This is a genomic window from Acinetobacter sp. TW_SC_4, from assembly GCF_054861205.1.
Genome location: NZ_CM142174.1, coordinates 1 through 20,442 on the forward strand (window position 1 = coordinate 1; position 20,442 = coordinate 20,442).

General features: G+C 43.1%; 16 protein-coding genes. 9 read left to right on the forward strand and 7 right to left on the reverse strand.

The window, feature by feature from the left end; all coding sequences use genetic code 11:
• The 4 genes from dnaA (at position 1) to gyrB (ending at position 6,269) form a co-directional block, all read left to right on the forward strand.
• Positions 1-1,383, forward strand: a complete 1,383-nt coding sequence (dnaA, locus tag ACWM1W_RS00005) for a chromosomal replication initiator protein DnaA (protein WP_004780349.1) — start codon at positions 1-3, stop codon at positions 1,381-1,383.
• 109 nt (positions 1,384-1,492) lie between these two features.
• Positions 1,493-2,641 (forward strand): DNA polymerase III subunit beta, encoded by a 1,149-nt coding sequence (gene dnaN / locus ACWM1W_RS00010; protein ID WP_208462578.1) that lies wholly within the window; start codon positions 1,493-1,495, stop codon positions 2,639-2,641.
• Between the two features lie 25 nt (positions 2,642-2,666).
• Entirely contained in the window at positions 2,667-3,749 is a 1,083-nt protein-coding gene (gene recF, locus ACWM1W_RS00015; RefSeq protein ID WP_208462579.1) for a DNA replication/repair protein RecF, read from the forward strand.
• Between the two features lie 54 nt (positions 3,750-3,803).
• Positions 3,804-6,269 (forward strand): DNA topoisomerase (ATP-hydrolyzing) subunit B, encoded by a 2,466-nt coding sequence (gyrB, locus tag ACWM1W_RS00020; protein ID WP_208462580.1) that lies wholly within the window; start codon positions 3,804-3,806, stop codon positions 6,267-6,269.
• A gap of 60 nt (positions 6,270-6,329) precedes the next feature.
• Here the strand turns inward: gyrB and ACWM1W_RS00025 are convergent, their stop codons facing one another.
• Positions 6,330-7,481, reverse strand: a complete 1,152-nt coding sequence (locus ACWM1W_RS00025; RefSeq protein WP_004646736.1) for an IS4-like element ISAbe18 family transposase — start codon at positions 7,479-7,481, stop codon at positions 6,330-6,332.
• A 259-nt stretch (positions 7,482-7,740) separates the two neighbouring features.
• Here ACWM1W_RS00025 and ACWM1W_RS00030 point away from each other — a divergent pair, with 259 nt between their 5' ends.
• Positions 7,741-8,088, forward strand: coding sequence for a hypothetical protein (locus tag ACWM1W_RS00030; RefSeq protein ID WP_208462581.1), 348 nt, complete (start codon positions 7,741-7,743; stop codon positions 8,086-8,088).
• A gap of 691 nt (positions 8,089-8,779) precedes the next feature.
• Here the strand turns inward: ACWM1W_RS00030 and ACWM1W_RS00035 are convergent.
• Positions 8,780-9,943 (reverse strand): zinc-dependent alcohol dehydrogenase, encoded by a 1,164-nt coding sequence (locus ACWM1W_RS00035; RefSeq protein WP_002045824.1) that lies wholly within the window; start codon positions 9,941-9,943, stop codon positions 8,780-8,782.
• A gap of 302 nt (positions 9,944-10,245) precedes the next feature.
• Complete coding sequence (locus tag ACWM1W_RS00040) at positions 10,246-12,189, reverse strand: ATP-binding cassette domain-containing protein (protein ID WP_448765327.1); 1,944 nt, start codon at positions 12,187-12,189, stop codon at positions 10,246-10,248.
• Positions 12,190-12,400: 211 nt separating this feature from the next.
• Here ACWM1W_RS00040 and ACWM1W_RS00045 point away from each other — a divergent pair, with 211 nt between their 5' ends.
• From ACWM1W_RS00045 to erpA, 4 genes are all read left to right on the forward strand, one after another.
• On the forward strand, positions 12,401-13,405 hold the full coding sequence (locus tag ACWM1W_RS00045) for a putative solute-binding protein (protein WP_208462583.1): 1,005 nt from the start codon (positions 12,401-12,403) through the stop codon (positions 13,403-13,405).
• A gap of 254 nt (positions 13,406-13,659) precedes the next feature.
• Positions 13,660-14,670, forward strand: a complete 1,011-nt coding sequence (locus ACWM1W_RS00050) for a putative solute-binding protein (RefSeq protein ID WP_004780360.1) — start codon at positions 13,660-13,662, stop codon at positions 14,668-14,670.
• Between the two features lie 194 nt (positions 14,671-14,864).
• Entirely contained in the window at positions 14,865-15,878 is a 1,014-nt protein-coding gene (locus ACWM1W_RS00055) for a putative solute-binding protein (protein WP_262736096.1), read from the forward strand.
• A 116-nt stretch (positions 15,879-15,994) separates the two neighbouring features.
• Entirely contained in the window at positions 15,995-16,330 is a 336-nt protein-coding gene (erpA, locus tag ACWM1W_RS00060) for an iron-sulfur cluster insertion protein ErpA (RefSeq protein ID WP_004780362.1), read from the forward strand.
• A 60-nt stretch (positions 16,331-16,390) separates the two neighbouring features.
• On the opposite strand, the gene ACWM1W_RS00065 is transcribed toward erpA, so the two are convergent.
• The 4 genes from ACWM1W_RS00065 to dnaK all read right to left on the reverse strand — a co-directional run bounded on the left by ACWM1W_RS00065 (position 16,391) and on the right by dnaK (position 20,394).
• Complete coding sequence (locus ACWM1W_RS00065) at positions 16,391-16,768, reverse strand: hypothetical protein (RefSeq protein WP_162835342.1); 378 nt, start codon at positions 16,766-16,768, stop codon at positions 16,391-16,393.
• Positions 16,769-16,879: 111 nt separating this feature from the next.
• Complete coding sequence (locus ACWM1W_RS00070; protein ID WP_313584270.1) at positions 16,880-17,785, reverse strand: matrixin family metalloprotease; 906 nt, start codon at positions 17,783-17,785, stop codon at positions 16,880-16,882.
• Positions 17,786-17,891: 106 nt separating this feature from the next.
• Positions 17,892-18,335 carry a hypothetical protein gene (locus ACWM1W_RS00075; RefSeq protein ID WP_004780368.1) on the reverse strand — a complete coding sequence of 148 codons (444 nt, stop codon included), beginning with the start codon at positions 18,333-18,335 and terminating at the stop codon, positions 17,892-17,894.
• Positions 18,336-18,453: 118 nt separating this feature from the next.
• Positions 18,454-20,394, reverse strand: a complete 1,941-nt coding sequence (gene dnaK, locus ACWM1W_RS00080) for a molecular chaperone DnaK (protein ID WP_313584272.1) — start codon at positions 20,392-20,394, stop codon at positions 18,454-18,456.
• Positions 20,395-20,442 lie beyond the last annotated feature (48 nt).

A 20,442-nucleotide genomic window follows, 5' to 3' on the forward strand; every position in this document is an offset into this window, starting at 1 on the left:
ATGCTTTGGACAGACTGCTTAAATCGCTTGCGACAAGAGCTCTCTGGAAATGTCTTTACAATGTGGATTCGCCCGTTGGTTGCGGAAGAGCTGGACGATACCCTGCGTCTTTATGCACCTAATCCGTATTGGACGCGCTACATTCAAGAGCATCATCTGGAACTGATTTCAATTTTGGCCGAACAGCTGTCTGAAGGTCGCGTACGTAAAGTTGAAATTCTGGTGGATTCGCGTCCAGGTGCAATTTTATCTGCCAGTGAACAGCCAGCGACGACAACAGCGGCTTTGGAATCTGCGCCTGTGGTTGCGCCAGCGCCGCGTCCTAAGAAAGAAAAAGAAGATTCAGGCAAAAATAGCCGTAAACGTCAGCTGAACCCTTTATTTACCTTCTCGTTATTTGTTGAAGGCCGTTCTAACCAGATGGCGGCTGAAACCTGCCGTAAGGTGTTAACCCAACTTGGGGCTTCACAGCATAACCCGCTATTTTTATATGGTCCGACTGGTCTGGGTAAAACCCACTTGATGCAGGCCGTCGGAAATGCATTATTACAGGCAAAACCCAATGCCCGCGTGATGTATATGACTGCAGAAAGCTTTGTGCAGGATTTTGTCAGTTCCCTACAACAGGGCAAGGTTGAAGAGTTTAAGAAAAACTGCCGTTCACTGGATCTTTTGCTAGTCGATGATATTCATTTGCTCGCAGGTAAAGAAGCCAGTCTGGTTGAGTTTTTCTATACCTTTAACGCGTTGCTGGATGAATCGAAGCAAATTATCCTCACCTCGGATCGTTACCCTAAAGAATTGACAGAACTGGATCCACGTCTGGTTTCACGTTTTTCCTGGGGGCTTTCTGTGGGGGTGGAACCACCGGATATCGAAACCCGAATTGAAATCTTGCTGAAAAAAGCCGAAAACACCGGTGTAGATTTACCACGTAACTGTGCGCTATTTATCGCCCAACAAGTGGTAGCGAACGTCCGTGAACTAGAAGGTGCGCTCAACAAAGTGGTGGCGATCTCGCGTTTTAAAGGAACGCCGATTGATTTGGATGTGGTGCGTGAGTCTTTGAAAGATGTCCTCGCAATTCGTGCCCGTACCATCAGTACTGAAAATATTCAGCGTGTAGTGAGCGAATATTTCCGCATCCCGCTTAAAGAGCTAGTAGGCCCAAAACGTACCCGTATTTATGCCCGTCCGCGTCAGCTCGCAATGGGTCTGGCACGTGAACTGACCGGGGATAGTTTCCCTGAAATTGGTATGGCTTTTGGTGGTCGAGATCACAGTACAGTCATGCATGCCTGCGAAAAAGTGCAGAGCTTGCGTGAAGAAGATCCGATCTTCAATGAGGACTATAAAAACCTGCAACGCCTGTTGCAGAGTTGACCTAAAACGCTCAAATTCTGTTCTTGCTATGCGGCCTGTTTTGCCGCATAGTTAACTGCTAAAAATTCAACTTTTATCTTATTAATCTTCAGCTTTAGAGGAATGTACCGTGCGTTTAAAAATCGCGAAAGAAAGCTTACTGAATGTTCTCTCACATGTCGTAGGAGCGGTTGAACGTCGCCATACCTTAAATATTCTTTCAAACCTGAAAATCCAGGTGACTGCTGAAGCTTTAACCGTCACTGGTTCGGATCTGGAAGTGGAACTGGTTGCCAGCACACAATTGGCTGAAGGTGCATGCTTGCAAGCGGGTGAAACCACTGTTCCAGCACGTAAGATGATTGATATCTGTAAATCTCTGCCATCAGCAGCCCTGATTGATCTGCAAATTACCGATGACCAGCGTTGTATCCTGAAATCTGGAAATAGTCGTTTTGTGCTCGGTACTTTGCCTGCGGATGACTATCCATTATTGAATACTGAAAATACCCAAGGCACGCAAGTGACTGTGACTCAGCGCGAATTAAAGCGTCTGTTTGAAAAAACGGCTTTCGCCATGGCAGTGCAGGACGTACGTTTCTACCTGACTGGTACTTTACTTGAAATTGATGCCAATCAGCTTCGTGCGGTAACGACAGATGGTCACCGTCTGGCACTATGTGAAACAGCAGCACAATCGACAGCAACTCAACCGATTCAAGCTATTGTTCCACGTAAGGCAGTCGCTGAATTGCAACGTTTATTAAGCGTTGAAGATGAGCAGCTTTCTCTGCTGATTGGCCGTGAATTATTGAATGTGACTATTCGTATGGCCAGCCGTGATAAAGAACAGGCTGATATCACAGTTCGTTTCACCACGAAACTGATTGACGGTAAATTCCCGGACTACCGCCGTGTGATTCCACGTGGTGGCGACAAGAATGTGATTATTGCGCATGACGTGTTTAAGCAATCTTTACAACGTGTGGCTATTTTGAGTAATGAAAAACTACGTGGCGTATTCCTGAACTTTAATGCTGGTTCATTACAACTTCGTGCCAATAACCCGGAACAGGATGAGGCGATTGAGGATCTAGCCATCCAGTATGCAGATGCACCACTGGAAATGTCATTCAATGCGCAATACCTGATTGAAGTCCTAGGTGTGCTAGATGGTGAAGATGTATCAATGACCATGACTGAAGCGAATCAGTCTGTACTGGTTCAGGATCCATCTCATATCGATCAGACTTATGTCGTGATGCCAATGCGTGTCTAAGCGACAGCTGAGCTAAGCCAACGCTATGCATATTACGCGTCTTCATATTGAACGTGTACGAAACTTAAAAACGGTTGCACTCCAGGGATTGCAACCGTTTAATGTTTTTTATGGCCAGAATGGTTCAGGCAAGACTTCAGTACTGGAAGCTATTCATTTACTGGCCACAGGACGTTCCTTTCGTACCCATATCCCGAAAAATTACATTCAGCATGGCGCCTCGGATGCGATTGTGTTCGCCCAATCGGAAACTGAAAAAGTCGGCATGCAAAAAATGGCAAGCGGGGAACAGCTGATTAAGGTCAATGGCGATGCGATTGCAACCCAGGGTCAGCTTGCCAAGATGTTGCCCTTACAACTGCTTGATCCACAAAGTACCGATATTATCGATCATGGTGCCAAACCACGTCGTCAACTATTGGACTGGTTAATGTTCCACGTGGAACCAGAGTTTTATCATGCCTGGCAATATTATTCACGCGCCCTAAAACAGCGGAACACTCTGCTTAAATCCAAGCGTTTCTTGAGCCTGTCAGATCTGGAACCATGGAACCAGATGCTAAGTGAATATGGCGAGATTTTGCACTCCCAGCGTGTCGGCATCGTGGAACAGTGGAAGCCATTTTTTGAGGATGATCTCAAGCATCTACTGCCGGATCTGGAGATCTCTCTGGAATACAGTCCTGGCTTTCACAGTGAAAACGGCCTGCTGAATGACCTGACCAATCACCATGACAAAGATGTAGAACGACGCTATACCGAATATGGTCCACATCGCGCAGATTTGCGCCTCAAGACCCCTTTGGGGGATGCTGATGTGATCCTGTCCCGTGGACAAAAAAAGCTTTTAATGATGGCACTTAAACTGTCGCAAATCGCAATGCTGCATTCTTGTAATAAGGAAACTGTGGTATTATTAGATGATGTGACAGCAGAATTAGATTTAACCGCACAACAACGTTTAATTGAGCGATTGAGCCAGCTTGGTAGTCAAGTTTTTATTACCACTTTAGACCATGAATCAGTACAAAAGCACCTACATGATCTGTCTATCTCATATCAGTTATTCAATGTTGAAAACGGTACAGTTCAAGTTGTTGTGCAATAGTTTTTAAATTTTTACCTATCTTTGGATAAACCTATATTTCACTAGGGAGAAACCATGAGTTCAGAAGATCAAGCTGCTTCTCAAACAGAACAAACCACTGAAAAAGCTTATGATTCCTCTAGCATCAAGGTATTACGTGGTTTAGACGCAGTACGTAAGCGTCCAGGCATGTACATTGGTGATACAGACGATGGTACCGGCTTACACCACATGGTCTTCGAGGTCGTAGATAACTCGATTGATGAGGCGCTGGCAGGTCACTGTGATGAAATTTTAGTGACTATTCATGAAGATGAATCAGTTTCAGTATCAGATAATGGCCGTGGTATTCCGACCGACATTCATCCTGAAGAAGGTGTGTCTGCTGCAGAAGTAATTCTAACCATTCTGCATGCTGGCGGTAAGTTTGATGATAACAGCTATAAAGTTTCTGGCGGTCTGCACGGTGTAGGTGTATCCGTAGTAAATGCGTTGTCAGAAAAACTGGAATTAACTATTCATCGTGCCGGTAAAATCCATGAACAGGAATACCGTCATGGTGATCCACAATTCCCGTTAAAAGTAGTAGGTGAGACCGATAAGACCGGTACTCGCGTGCGTTTCTGGCCAAGTGCTGAAACCTTTAGCCAGACCATTTTTAATGTCGACATTCTGGCACGTCGTTTACGTGAACTGTCCTTCCTGAATGCAGGTGTACGAATCGTATTACGTGATGAACGTATCAATGCCGAATACATTTTTGACTATGAAGGCGGTTTGGCTGAGTTTGTTAAGTACATTAATCAGGGTAAAACCCACCTGAATGACATTTTCCATTTCACCACTCAGGCAGAAAACGGCATTGGTGTGGAAGTTGCACTGCAATGGAATGATTCTTATCAGGAAAATGTACGCTGCTTTACCAACAACATCCCGCAAAAGGATGGTGGTACTCACTTAGCCGGTTTCCGTGCAGCTCTGACCCGTGGTTTAAATAACTACATGGACAGTGAAAATATCCTGAAAAAAGAAAAAGTTGTGGTATCAGGGGATGATGCGCGTGAAGGTCTGACTGCAATTGTGTCAGTAAAAGTGCCTGATCCGAAATTCTCTTCACAAACCAAAGAAAAGCTGGTGTCGAGTGAAGTGAAATCTGCCGTTGAGCAGGCCATGAACAAAGCCTTCTCTGAATATCTGTTAGAGAATCCACAGGCGGCTAAATCAATTGCTGGCAAGATCATTGATGCAGCGCGTGCCCGTGATGCGGCGCGTAAAGCGCGTGAAATGACACGTCGTAAGAGCGCGCTCGATATCGCCGGCCTTCCAGGTAAACTGGCGGATTGCCAAGAGAAAGATCCAGCTTTATCTGAACTGTACCTGGTCGAAGGTGACTCTGCGGGCGGTTCTGCAAAACAGGGCCGTAACCGTAAGATGCAGGCAATTCTACCGCTAAAAGGTAAAATCCTGAACGTGGAACGCGCCCGTTTTGACCGTATGATTTCTTCTGCAGAAGTGGGCACGCTGATTACGGCACTCGGCTGTGGTATTGGTCGTGAAGAATATAACCCGGACAAGCTGCGTTATCACAAAATCATCATCATGACCGATGCTGATGTGGATGGTTCACATATTCGTACGTTGCTGTTGACCTTCTTCTTCCGTCAAATGCCGGAACTGGTCGAGCGTGGTCATATCTATATCGCACAGCCGCCATTGTACAAGCTGAAAAAAGGTAAACAGGAACAGTACATCAAGGACAATGATGCACTGGAAACTTACCTGATTTCCAACGCGATTGATGAGCTGGAACTGCATATCAGTGCCGATGCCCCTGCGATTCGTGGTGAAGCTCTGGCCAATGTGATTACAGATTATCAAACTTCACAAAAGAGTCTGGCACGTTTAACTGTACGTTATCCTGCAAGCTTGCTGGATGCGTTGATTTCACTGGAAGCCTTCAAGCTGGATCAGCTGGAAGATAAGGCTTATGTAGAAACTTGGGGTGAATATCTGCGTGCTGCGATTGAAAAAATCCAGCCAAGTTTACGTCCTGAATTGAGTCTGGAACGTTTTGAAAAAGATGTGGATGGCCAGATCGTAGAAAGCTGGTTGCCGCGGATTACGATTTATGTGCATAACCTGCCGCATCACTATCTGCTAGATGCTAGCTTGCTCAGCTCAAGTGAATATGCGCGTTTACTGAAAAATTCGAAAAGCTGGTTCACGCTGCTTGAAGAGGGTGCTTATTTACAGAAAGGTGAGCGCAAGATTCAGGTCAGCAGTTTCCATCAGGTTTGGCAGCACATTCTGCAAGACTCTCGTCGCGGTATGATGATCCAGCGTTATAAAGGTCTGGGTGAGATGAATGCGGACCAGCTGTGGGAAACCACGATGGATCCGGAAAACCGTAACATGCTACAAGTGACGGTACAGGATGCGATTGAAGCAGACCGCATGTTCTCTTGCCTGATGGGAGATGATGTGGAACCACGTCGTGCCTTCATTGAAGAAAATGCCTTGAATGCTGATATTGATACCTGATCTATCGGAATAAATCGAAACGAAAAAGCGCCTTTTAAGGCATTGCTGTCCCACAATTTTTCACAAGAGGAAGCTCATTTGAGCTTCCTCTTGTTTTATGGGTATTTTATCGGGTGAAAATAAAGCTTTTAAAGTTCTTCTTTCAAACAAATTCACTTGAATTATTCTGAGTAAACGTTGAACTGTCCAACCTGTTTTTCCTAAATGTTGAGCGAAACTCACCAATAAATAGGCGATCATCGCAATCCAGATTTGTGTCTGAATTGCGTTCCTGCTGCGGCCTAGAAACGCTTTTAATTTGAGATTCTGCTTAATCGCCTTAAAGAACAGCTCAACTTTCCAACGATCTTTATAAATCGCCGCAATGGTAGAGGCGGCTAAATGAAAGTTATTGCTGAGAAAGCTAAAGTGCTTGCCACTTTGCTGATCTCTATATTCAATTCTTCTTAACACTGGGGCTTTTCTTTTTAGGGCATGTGCGCTATTCAGCTGAATGGTTTCATCTTTTAGAATACCTTTGGATTCAAGCACTGGATGTTGCTGGATCACCTGATACACAGATTTAGGCCTAAAACGTGTGACAAATCCAATGTTTTGAGCAGTCAGATTTGCATACCATTGGTAATCGACATAGCCTTTATCAAAAACTACAATGCTGCCAGCAGGAAACTGGAATTTGCGGCCTTGTACCATGTCATTTTCTTTGCCATTTTCAACTGCAACAAACTCAGGAATATCATTGCTGTGATTCAATCCTATACTGAGTTTCATGCTGGCTTTTGAGTCGTGAACTTTGGCCCATTCACATAAGGAAAGCGACAGGTCAATATGACTGGCATCCAAGGAATACAAGGGATTCTTAAAGCGAAATTTATGAGCTACTTTTGAGTGTTCATAGTATTTAAGCAACTTGTAAAATAGCTGTTGATACAAGGCAGCAGGCTGCTGCTCATTGATTCGTGCCAGCGTGCTTCGGGGAATAGACTTTGCTCCGAGATGACTTAGCTTTTCCTGTTGGCACTCCAAATTGGATTGAATATCTCTCAGACTTTGCCTACAAGAGAATTGAGACATCAATATGGCAATAAACTGATCCCACCGGGAAGCCGCTCTAAATTTCTGTCCAACATGGTGTACTTTAGCAAGTTGTTCAAAATCCTGTCGCACAACAGGTTTAATTAGCTCATGAAATACGGTATTCTGATGTGACAAAACCTGAGTCCTGGTCGTTAAAGTGTTTGTATGCACTCATATTTTAACTGTTAGGACTCAGGTTTTTTTATTTAAAGCAAACTATGGGACAGCAGTGCCTTTTAAGGCGCTTTTTTTACGTAAATTTTCTATTAATGCCAGATGAACTGTTTAGAATAATTTTAATCTAAGCAGTTTTTAGACCAATGATCCGCTGATGCTAGGTTCTAAAAAAGCCTGGTTCAGTAGAATCAAGTCTTATTTATAAAGAGGTTTATCCATGGATAGCCAGCTTGAAGAAATACGTGAGATCTGGGCCAATGCATTCTACAGTGGCGACTATGATGTGCTGCGCCACTACGAACATCAGGACTTTCAGGTGGTTTTTGAACAGGAAGGCCGCGTAGAAGGAAGTTATCTGCGTTATGACCGGATTGCTCATGCGGTACAAAACGGCGTATGGAAACCGCTGAAGCCAGAAATAGAATATGAAGAATACGAGTACAATGAAGACCAGACCGAATGCCGGATCTTGATTGGACTGGAACATAATAAACAGCGTCTTCAGGAGGTCTGGAAGCTAGAGGATAAATGGAAAATTCTTGAACTTAGATTTTTGAAATCCTAAAGTTTCAATGATTTATCAAGTTAATTCGAAATTTTCTAAAAATATTTGAATAGTGTTGTTTAAATCTTACTTAAACCCTGATCAATCGTGTGGATAACTACAAAGTTATCCATATTTTTTTATGTGAATAAGATAGTATTTATCCACAAGTTATATGGCCTTTTTTATATCTCATTTTTTAAATTCAAATTTAATTTCTATATCTTGTGGGTAAGTTTTTTTAAATCTAAAATAGGGTTTTGAATTTAAAAGACTAGCTGGAGCCTATCTTCTCTGTTTTTAAAATTGACCAGTTCAGGTGATTTTTTATCTGTTTTTAATGGAAAAATTATATAAATAACTTAAAAATTAATAGCTTATATTAATATTGTAGATTTAATTAACAATCAGCGTGGAACATGTTTTAATTGTACAAATCTTCACTGTAGCTAAACTACATAATTAATTTAATAATCAAGTGAACTTTCATTTTTTATCAATGAATCATAGGGTTATAGATTTTTCTAACTTTTACTTCTATAGCTTAATACTTTTTTAAGTTTAGTGATCACGTGACCTAGAGCCAGTTCATTTGATAAACAGACAATAGATCTGAGCTTTTAGAAACTGAAAATAGAAAAAATACGGTTTATAAAATGGTGATCAAAAATAAAAAAAGCGCCTAACGGCGCTTTTTATTTTTTTAGTACATTTACGGTGTCAGAATGACTTTACGACAGTCTTCTTCCTTCTTATCAAAAATACGGTAACCTTCCGCAGCATCTTCCAGTTTCATGCGATGGGTAATAATCACATCTGGAGACAGATCTCCATTTTCAATATGTTCGAGCAACTGCGGCAAGTATTTATGCACATGGGTTTGTCCCATTTTAAAAGTCAAACCTTTGTCAAAGGCATCACCAAACAGGAAGCCATGAATTGGACCGGCATAAACCCCCGGTACACTCACCACACCGCCGCGTCGGACTGCTGCAATACATTGTCTGAGCGCTGAACCACTCGAACCTTCTAATTTCAGGTTGGTCATTACGGTTTCCAGAACACTGCCTTTGGCTTCGAAACCAACGGCATCAATAACCGCGTCAACACCACGATAACCTGCTGTATTTTGAATAATAAATTCAGCTGCATCGACTTCATCAAAGTTGACCGGAATGACCCCATAGGTTTGATGAGCAAATCGCAAGCGATAAGGGTGATGGTCTACCATGAAGATTTGTTCGGCACCGAGCATTCGTGCACAAGCTGCAGATAACAGACCGACTGGACCTGCACCATAAATCGCCACTGTAGAACCACGGGTGACTTGAGCATTGGTTACCGCCTGCCAAGCTGTTGGCAAAATATCGGTCAGGAATAATACTTTTTCATCAGGTAGGGACCCGGGAACCTTAAACGGTCCGACATTGCCTTTGGGAATTCGCACATATTCAGCCTGACCACCCGGAACACCACCATACAGATGGCTAAAGCCAAACAAGGCCGCTCCTGGTGGAATCTGTTTTTTATTCAGGATCGCACCACGACCCGTATTGGTATTTTCACAGGCAGCCATGAGTTCATGTTCACAGAAAAAACAGTGACCGCATGCAATGACAAAGGGAATGATCACCCGGTCACCTTTTTTGACTTCTGTCACTGCAGGGCCGACTTCTTCTACAACTCCCATAAATTCATGGCCGAAAATATCACCGTCTTCAGTGGCCGGGATTTTACCCCGGTATAGATGTAGATCTGAGCCACAGATAGCGGTGGCTGTCACCCTTAAAATAACGTCATCTGGTTCCTGAATCACTGGATCTGGAACAGATTCAACTCGTACATCCCGAGCACCATGATAGGTAAGAGCACGCATGCGGATTTCCTCTCTAGTTCAACATAAATAGTCTCAAATAAGGCTGCTGATTATTAAAAAGCCTTTTTATTAGAGCCTTATAACCTGACCTAAAGCTGTAAATTAATGTATGAAATAAGGAAGCCGAGTGTTTAAAAAATAAACTTATATAGGATTTGCGTAATTCACTACAAAATATGTCAAAAAATGGTTTCGACGAAGAAATGAGGGAAAAGACGGACAGAGCAATATATAAAAAGTATAAAAAAAGAGATTAGCTCCAGTTGCAGCTAATCTCTAAGATTTGAATCCGAGTTTAAAACTTAACCTTCCTGAAAAGATTGCTCCAAGCTTTCCAGCTCCATCATCAGTTCTAGCATTTGCTCTTCGGCAGTTTCCAGTTTCTGCTTCAGTTCAGTCTGCTCGTTCATGAGTTTCAGCAAGTCATCTTTACGTGCAGCTTCATATAAAGCACTATCTGCCAGCAATTCTTCAATTTCTGCCAGACGTGGTTGTAACTTGTCGATTTGCCCTTCGCATTTTTCGATATTCTTGCGAATCGGACGAGTCTGCTCACGACGCTGGGCAGCCAGTTTACGCTGTGCTTCCTTATCTACTTTGGCTACAACCACAGGTTTAGCTTCTGTCTCTACTACCTGTGCTTTGGCCAAGGCGTTCTGCGCATTGATCTGCTGTTGACGCGCTTCACGTAACCATTTGGCATAGTCCTGCAGATCGCCTTCAAATTCGGTACAACTTCCGGCATGTACTAACAACAATTCATCACATACTGTCGCAATCAATTGACGTTCATGCGAAACGAGTACCACCGCACCTTCAAAATCCTGCAAAGCCATAGTCAGGGCATGGCGCATATCCAGGTCCAGGTGGTTCGTCGGTTCATCCAGAATCAGTACATTTGGACGCTGCCAAACAATTAAAGCCAAAGCCAAACGTGCACGTTCACCCCCAGAGAAACTCTCACATGGAGTATCCATGCGCTCACCGCTAAAACCGAAACTGCCGAGGAAAGAACGTAAAGAAGCTTCACTGATTTTTGGATCGGCGATGCGCGCCAGTTGTAGCATTGGGCTGGCATTAGCATCCAAAGCATCCATCTGATGCTGAGCAAAATAACCAATATTGAGTAATTCTGAGGCCTTGCGTTGACCATTTAATAACGGCAAATCTCCGACTAAGGTTTTGATCAGGGTTGATTTACCCGCACCATTCATCCCCAATAAACCGATACGTGAATTTGGAGTGATTTGCAGATTAATTTTGCTGGCAATCGATTTATCGCCATAACCAATTTCCGCCTGTTCCAAGGCCAGAAGTGGTGAACTCATTTTGGTCGGTTCACGGAAACTGAAGGTAAAAGGTGTATCCACATGAGCAGGGGCGAGATCCTGCATGCGCTCCAGCATTTTGATCCGACTTTGGGCCTGACGTGCTTTGGTCGCTTTGGCTTTAAAACGGTCAATAAATTTTTGTAAATGTGCCCGGGCTTCCTGCTGTTTCTCAAAGGCCTGTTGCTGTTGCGCCAGACGCTCGCTACGGGTCACTTCAAAAGTTGAATAATTGCCGGTATAGAGAGTCAGTTCCTGATTTTCGATATGCAGAATATGATCTGTCACGGCATCCAGAAAATCACGGTCATGCGAAATCAGTACTAAAGTGCCTTCATAGGCCTTTAACCAGTCTTCGAGCCACAAGATCGCATCCAGATCCAAGTGGTTGGTTGGTTCATCGAGTAATAGCAGGTCTGAACGGCTCATCAGGGTACGGGCCAGATTCAGACGCATCCGCCAACCACCTGAAAAGCTGGAAACATCTAGACGGATCTGATGATCCATAAAGCCTAAACCGGCCATCAACTGAGCTGCTTTAGAGGGAGCGGAATAGCCATGAATCTCGTCAAAACGGCCATGTAGCTGTGCCAGTTCTATATCGGATAGCTGCTCCGGATGTGCCAGTTTGGCCTGTATATCCCAATACTCTTCATCGCCTGACAGAACAAAATCAATGGCCGGCATATCTAGCGCTTTAATTTCCTGAGCCATATGCGCCACAGTCCAAACGGATGGACGAGTCAGCGAACCTTCATCTGCACTGAGCTCACCTAAAAGAGCTGCAAACAGAGTGGATTTTCCTGCGCCATTCACGCCAGTTAAACCAATTTTCCAGCCGGGATGAAGCTGCATGGAGGCTTTTTGAAATAACACTCGCCCACCACGGCGTAACGAAACTTGGTCTAACTGAATCATTGAACTTACTAACAAGGGCAAAAGAGAATGCCGCTATTCTAATGGAAAGCCCGGAGAAAACAAAAAATCTTCGTTGCAGTTTATCCTGTTCAGGCTTTAAAAATTTATAGATTCATATATGATGAACTGTGTTTTGAGTAAATACTCTATTTTATTTAAAAACCGAAAGATAGAGCTATCAAGGTTCATAATAATATTGAGTAGAATAAAAATGAAAAAAGGATTTTTAATTTTATCTGCACTGGGCCTATGGGCTTCGAGTGCACATGCTGCCCCAGTCAATGTCTGTGTATTTGATTTACTGGGAAAATCGGGTGAATCCTTCAAGCTGCTGGAAGAGTGGGCATTGGCCAGCAAGCAGTGGGGGGCTACGGTTCAATTGATTGCTTATCAGGATGAAGCTAAAGTCGATCAGGATGCCAAAGCCGGAAAATGCGATGGCTTCTATATGACGTCCATGCGTGCGCGAGCTTATAACAAATTTGCCGGCTCCATTGATGCGATTGGCGGCGTTCCTAATAATGACATTGCCATGAAAGCGGTGAGTTATGTGCTGGATAAACGTAATACCAAGCACATGACCACTCAGATCGGCAAGGAAAAATTTGAAGTAGCCGGTATTGGCCAGATTGGTCCTGCTTATATCTTTGTCCGTGATCGTAATATGGATAAGTTGGAACATATTAAAGGCAAGAAGTTTGCGGTTCTACATTATGATTATGCCCAAACGATTATGGTGAACCGGGTAGAAGCCGTACCGGTGAATTCGGAAATTTCCAATTTCATCCGTAAATTTAATCAGGGTGAAGTGGATATTGTGGCAGCGCCCGCTTATGCCTTTAAACCTCTTGAAGTGACTAAAGGACTGGGGCAGAAAGGAGCCATGATTAACTTTCCGGTGGTCAATGTCACAGCAGATCTGATTATTCGACCGGATAAATTTCCGGAACAGTTTGCAGCCAATTCCCGACAATGGTTTGTTAAGCAGTTACCACGCAGTTTTTCCATGGTAAAACGGATGGAAGCAGAAATCCCGCGGAAATATATTCTGAACCTGAGTCGTGAGGAACAGGTCAGTTATCAGAAAATTTTGCGTGAAGGACGCATGGACCTAACCAAACAGGGCATCTATGACGCTGGCATGATGACAGTATTAAAACGGGCACGTTGTACTGTAGAAAGAACTAATTTCGAATGCTCAATCAGTGGTGAATAGTTTTAAAATCATGTATATCTTTGTAACTACAGCGAATGAAATGTAATTCAAAGTAGTCAAGTTAAAATATTAAGATACTGATATATTTGTAAAAAAATAAGATGAAAGAAATCAGAAAAAGCTGATTTATCTTTATAGGCCAAAAAGCCGCTTTTATCTGGAGTAAATGCTCTATTTTTTTAAAATAAATTTGCTTAATATTTGACGCGTGTACGGACACTCAGCTAACAACAAGATTTCAAAGGATAACTAAAATGAAAAAAACACTCTTATCATTGGCTGCATTTTCTGCATTTGGTTTTGCAGGTGTGGCACATGCAGAAAAGGTCGATATCTGTGTGTTTGACCTACTTGGTAAATCTGGCGAGTCTTTCCAGATGGCTCAGGAATGGGCGCTGGCAGCAAAAGGCTGGGGCGCAGATATCAATCTGATCGCCCGTCAGGATGAAGCCGTCGCTGACAATGACTTCAAGGCTGGCAAATGTGATGGTGTATTCATGACTGCCATGCGTGCCCGTCAATACAACAAGTTTGCTGGTTCAATCGATGCCTTAGGTGGCGCACCAAGTAATGCCATTGCGCAGCGTGCGATTAGCTTCGCTTTGGATAAGCGTAATGCGGCTAAAATGGTCACGACCATGGGCGGTAAAAAATATGAGGTGGCCGGGATTGCGCCACTGGGTTCAGCTTTTATCTTTGTGCGTGACAAAAATATCAACTCTATTGAAAAAGCGGCAGGCAAGAAGTTCGCCGTTCTTGGCTATGATGATGCGCAAAAAATCATGGTTCAACGTGTAGGTGCTCAGGCTGTAGTGTCTGATGTATCCAACTTCGTGGCCAAGTTTAATAATGGTCAGGTCGATATGGTGGGCGCACCGGCGTATGCGTACAAGCCACTCGAAATCTATAAAGGTTTGGGCAATAGCGGTGCGATGTTTAACTTCCCGGTACTGCATGTTACCTCTGACTTTGTGATCCGTCCGGAGAAATTCCCGGCTGGTTTTGGCCAGAAGTCTCGTGACTGGTTCATTAAAAATCTGCCTAAGAGCATGGCGATGATTAATCGTCTAGAAGCAGGTATTCCAGCGAAATATAAGCTGAATCTGAGCGCGGAAGACAAAACCAAGTACCAGAAGTTATTGCGTGAAGGGCGCATGGATATGACCAAGCGTGGAATTTATGATGCCAGCATGATGTCAGTACTGAAACGTGCGCGTTGCTCTGTCGATAAAGCCAACTTTGAATGTTCGCTTTCTGGCGAATAATTTGATTTTTAAGGAAAAAAGCTTAGATTTATCTAAGCTTTTTTTATATTAAACAAAGTCAGATCTGCCATTGCAGATCATAGCAAAGCAGTTAAGCTGATTAAAAATAATGCTTTCATGTTTGGTATAAAAAACAATAACATGTAGCACTTAAAGCAGATAACAAAAACAAGGCAATCAAGGAAAGCAAAATGATGCAGAGAGGATGGAAAGCCCTGGCTGTAGGTGCAGCACTCGCGGCAGTCTCAGGCCTGGCTCAGGCTAAACAGGTAGTATGTGTATTCGATCTGGTCGGCAAAAATGGCGACGTCTATGCTGTAATGAAAGACTATCAACTGGCCGCAAAAAACTGGGGTGCTGATATCGAGCTTAGGGTAAATACCAATGAAGCTGTCGTCGCAGAAGATTTTAAAGCTGGTAAATGTGATGGGATCAGTGTTACCGGTATGCGCGGCCGTCAGTTCAACCGCTTTACCGGTTCACTCGATGCGATTGGCGCGATTCCAGATTTGAACCTTGCAGTTAAAGTGATGCAAGGCCTGGCGAGTCCGACCTTTGCCAAGCTCATGGTTCAAGGCAAGTATGAAGTCGCAGGGGTGATTCCGGTAGGTGATGCCTTCCTGATGGTCAATGACCGGAGCATTAATACGGTTGCGAAAGCAGCAGGTAAAAAAATTGCTGTACTTGACTATGATGAAGCACAAAAAATAATGGTTCAGCAAGTGGGTGCACAGGCAGTCAGCGCCGATGTGACCAACTTTGGCTCTAAATTTAACAATGGTCAGGTCGATATTATTGGCGCGCCAGCTGCTGTATTTAAACCACTCGAGCTGCATAAAGGTTTGGGCAGTAAGGGCGCCATTGTGAATTATCCGGTGTTGCAGGTCACTGGTAATATCATTATTCGTCCGGATAAATTCCCGGTCGGATATGGACAAAAATCACGTGAATGGGTGAAAAGCCAGTTACCACGTGCTTTTGGGATTTTGGGTAAAATGAAGGCAGATATTCCCTCTAAATACTGGATGGATATTCCGGAGGCAGATAAGCCAGGTTACCAAAAGCTGATGCGTGATTCGCGGATTGATCTGACCAAACGGGGTATTTATGACAAACGCATGATGAAGTTACTCTGGCAATTCCGCTGCAAGCAGAATCCGAAAAACTTCGAATGTGCATTACAGGATGAGAACTATAAACAATCCTGATAAAATTACTCTGATTTGACTTTTAATCTGTACAGACTGACCATATATTGAGTGTGTTATACTTGAAATATGGTCTTTTCTTTTTAAAGACATTCCATTCAACAGAGGAATCCGCCATGAATGCTCAAGCGCTTGTGCTCACCGACAATGCCGCAAATAAAGTACGCCAGTTGCGTGACAGTGAAGGTAACCAAGACTTAATGCTCCGTGTGTATGTCACCGGTGGCGGCTGTTCAGGTTTCTCTTATGGCTTTAACTTTGCGGAAAGCCAAAATGAAGATGATGCAGAATTCGTCAATGGCGATGTCAAAATGCTGGTCGATTCTCTAAGCTATCAATATCTGGTTGGTTCAGTGGTTGACTATGTTGAAGGTCTGGAAGGTTCACGTTTTGTGGTACAAAACCCGAATGCGACCACGACCTGCGGTTGTGGATCTTCATTCTCGATCTAATACATATCAAGTTGAATAAAAAAGTCCTCGTATGAGGACTTTTTTATATCTGAAGAAAGCTTAGCTTTCTAATTTGACTGCTTCAAGCAGGTCAAAAATCACTGTAGTGACATCCTGACTCAGTTCGCGGTTATTAAATATCTCGTAGGCTGTAATAGTAATGTCCGTATCGCTCGGCAATAGACGCTGTTCCTCTTCAATCAAGTCATTGATCGGCAATAAGGTTTGTTTCACTTGCAGATGCAAAATATCCTTAAATTCAAGATTTTCATCATCTAGCTCGATCAGCTGTTCATTGAAATAAGGCAGCAAAATTGAATGAAGATAAGGTTGAATATCCTCGATATCAAAGATCTCGATATCACGGGTTTCATCAATCGTACTAATGTGGTCATTTACTTCAATTAAAATATGGTAGTAACTCACATGAATCTCCAAGAAAGTTGGCCTAAGACGTCCTACTGTTCTTCACAATAACATGAAATGAAACCGCATTGTATTTTTACTAGCCTAAACACATAAATAATTTAGGGAATTAAAACCTGAATTTTATCGGGTATATAACAGGGTCTTGTCTGCTGGACGCAGTTTGAAATCTTGCAGATTCTGTTCACCCAATACCGGATACATCAAGGCTTCCGGATCATTATGATGATAGAGGCCCAAGGCATGGCCCAGCTCATGTGCCAAAGTTAAACGTAAATCATCTTTGGCATCAAACTGGTAAATCTGGATCTTATCTCCCATAAAAATACCCTTATGAAACTGGCGTGGGGGAAAGCGCTGCTGGGCCTGCTGAATATTTCGCTGATGACTTTGCACACTGTTTTGATGAACAGAAACCTGCTGGTTAAATGAGGATAGCTGTTCCTGAAGATAGGCATATTCGCGTTTAAAATTTTCCAGTTTAGGCTTGAGCATTTCCATCTCATACTGAAGCTGTTCACGCTCGGCAGATGAGCTGGCCTGTTGAAGGCGTTGCAATAGGGTTTGAAATTCAAATTCCAGCTGACTTTTTTGCTGAATCAGTCGTTGCTGCTGATCTTCCAGATTTTTCTGCGAAACTTGCAGATTGCTGACTTCACGCTGATATCTGGCTTCATCGGCAAGTAACTTTTTTTCGACCTTTTTAAAGGCTTCATAGTCCTGTTGGCGTTGATCATAGATCAGTTGAATAGCCAGCTGAGCATTCTCATCATAAACCATCAGATCATCACGATTGGTTCCTTCATGCCAGATCTGAATTGCTTCCTGACTTAATTGAATGACTTCATCACGAGTCAGACCAAAACCCGGATCGACCTGATCAATCCGGAAACGTAGGCGCGTATCAAAAGGATGGGTTAAACGATCAGCCAGTGAATTAAATTTTAATTGTGGATGGGTCTTGGTTTGTAGATGCAAAAACAATGACACAATGAAAACGACAATCCCCAGAAAGCTTAAAAGACGCATAGTGTTTTTTAAAATATTGTTTGGCTCAATGTAGCTAAAAAAACAGCAAAATCCTAGCGTCAGAGTGATAAAAACCGTGCTTATGCACGGTTCTGCTCAGGTTAGATTATGATTTTTTACCTTTCCACTGCTCAACCTGTCTTGGCATATTGGAATGATAGATAAAGCCAAGGCCTATACCATTCAATAAGAAGATCATAAATTCAATTAAATATTTCAGGTTATAGGAATGTCTGGTTTGGTGATTAAAGGCATACAGCGTGATTTCAGATTTAAAGATCTGGAAAATAATATAGCTCAGCAATCCAATACCTAGAATGATAAAACCTTTTCCGGAAGGATAGCGCTGAGGTACAGCCAGGATCAGCAACACAATGATGGCAATCAGAAAGCCTAAGGAAAAAGAAGCTTCAATTCCGAAGGTTTGCAGGTAATTAAAAGGCGCCAGTACCACATTCGGCGGTAAGATCAGAAGCAGATTACCCATCGGGTAGAGCAGCATGATCGCAAGCCCGGAAGCCAGAAGAAAAAGCTTAATAAAATTCTGCATACATTTTTATTTTTAAGTTATTTATTTCATTATAGTTTAATTAAAAAACATTTTATTGCCTATGCATTGAGCAAAAAAAAGACCGCATAAAATGCGGTCTTTTTCTCAAAGTGACAAATTATTTTTTGTCATCTTTTACTTCAGTGAATTCAGCATCAACTACGCCGTCATCTGCTTTTTGAGCTTGACTTTCGCCGCCTTGGAATGCATTAGGATCGAAACCTTGTGCACCGCCTTGGCCTTGAGCTGCTTCATAAGCACGTTGGGTGATCGGCATAATAATGTTTTGCAATGCTTCAGTTTTCGCTTTGATTGCTTCAACATCATTTTCTTTCGTAGATGCTTCTAACTCGGAAACCGCAGTTTCGATTGCAGTTTTTTCGTCAGCAGTCACTTGTTCGCCAAGATCTTTTACTGCTTTTTGAGCAGAAGAAACTAGCGCATCCGCTTCGTTACGTGCTTTTGCAAGCTCTTCAAACTTACGGTCTTCTTCAGCATTCGCTTCAGCATCTCTGATCATTGCTTCGATTTCAGCATCAGACAAACCTGAGTTTGCTTTGATCTGGATAGATTGCTCTTTACCAGTGCTCTTATCTTTTGCAGATACTTTCAAGATACCATCCGCGTTGATGTCGAACGATACTTCAATTTGTGGCACACCACGTGGAGCAGGTGGGATGTCGCCTAACTGGAAGTTACCCAACAATTTGTTTTGTTGAGCCATTTTACGTTCACCTTGGTAAACTGAAATATCTACAGCAGGCTGGTTGTCCGCAGCAGTTGAGAACACTTGAGATTTCTTCGCAGGAATCGTCGTGTTTTTCTCAATGATTGGAGTCAATACGCCACCCATGGTTTCAATACCAAGAGTTAGTGGAGTTACGTCAAGAAGAAGTACGTCAGTTTTGTCACCAGACAATACTGCACCTTGAATCGCAGCACCCATTGCGACTGCTTCGTCCGGGTTCACGTCTTTACGTGGCTCACGACCGAAGAATTCTTGTACTTTTTGTTGTACAAGTGGCATACGAGACTGACCACCAACCAGAATCACGTCAGAGATGTCAGAAGTTGAAAGACCTGCATCTTTCAGCGCAATCTTACAAGGCTCGATGGTACGAGCTACAAGATCTGCAACTAAACCTTCAAGTTTTGCACGAGTCACGTTAATCACTAAGTGTTTAGGGCCAGTCGCATCTGCAGTGATGTATGGAAGGTTGATTTCAGTTGCGTTAGAAGAAGAAAGCTCGATTTTTGCTTTTTCAGCTGCTTCTTTCAGACGTTGTAACGCAAGTGGATCGTTTTTCAAGTTCACGTTTTGTTCTTTCTTGAACTCTTCAACCAGGTAGTCAATCAATGCATTATCGAAGTCTTCACCACCAAGGAATGTATCACCGTTGGTAGATAACACTTCAATTTGCTGGTCGCCATCAAGATCAGCGATTTCGATGATGGATACGTCGAAAGTACCACCACCCAAGTCGTATACAGCAACTTTACGGTCACCTTCTTTCTTGTCCATACCGAACGCAAGAGCAGCAGCAGTTGGTTCGTTGATGATACGTTTAACTTCTAGGCCTGCGATTTTACCTGCATCCTTAGTTGCTTGACGTTGTGCATCGTTGAAGTAAGCAGGAACAGTAATCACCGCTTCAGTGACTGTTTCACCCAGGTAGTCTTCTGCAGTTTTCTTCATTTTTTTCAGAACTTCTGCAGAGATCTGTTGTGGAGCAAGTTTCTTGTCGTTTACTTCAACCCAAGCATCGCCATTGTCTGCTTTGATGATTTTGTATGGCACCAGACCGATATCTTTTTGTACTGCCTGGTCTTCATAACGACGACCGATCAGACGTTTAATCGCGAATAATGTGTTTTTAGGGTTCGTTACCGCTTGGCGTTTAGCTGATTGACCAACAAGGATCTCGCCATCTTTGTACGCAATAATAGATGGAGTTGTACGTGCGCCTTCAGCGTTTTCGATAACTTTAACTTTGTCGCCTTCAAGTACTGCAACACATGAGTTTGTAGTACCTAAGTCAATACCAATGATTTTAGCCATTTGGATGTTTCCTCAAAAATTTTTTTGTGATTTACACTTGTTATCCGA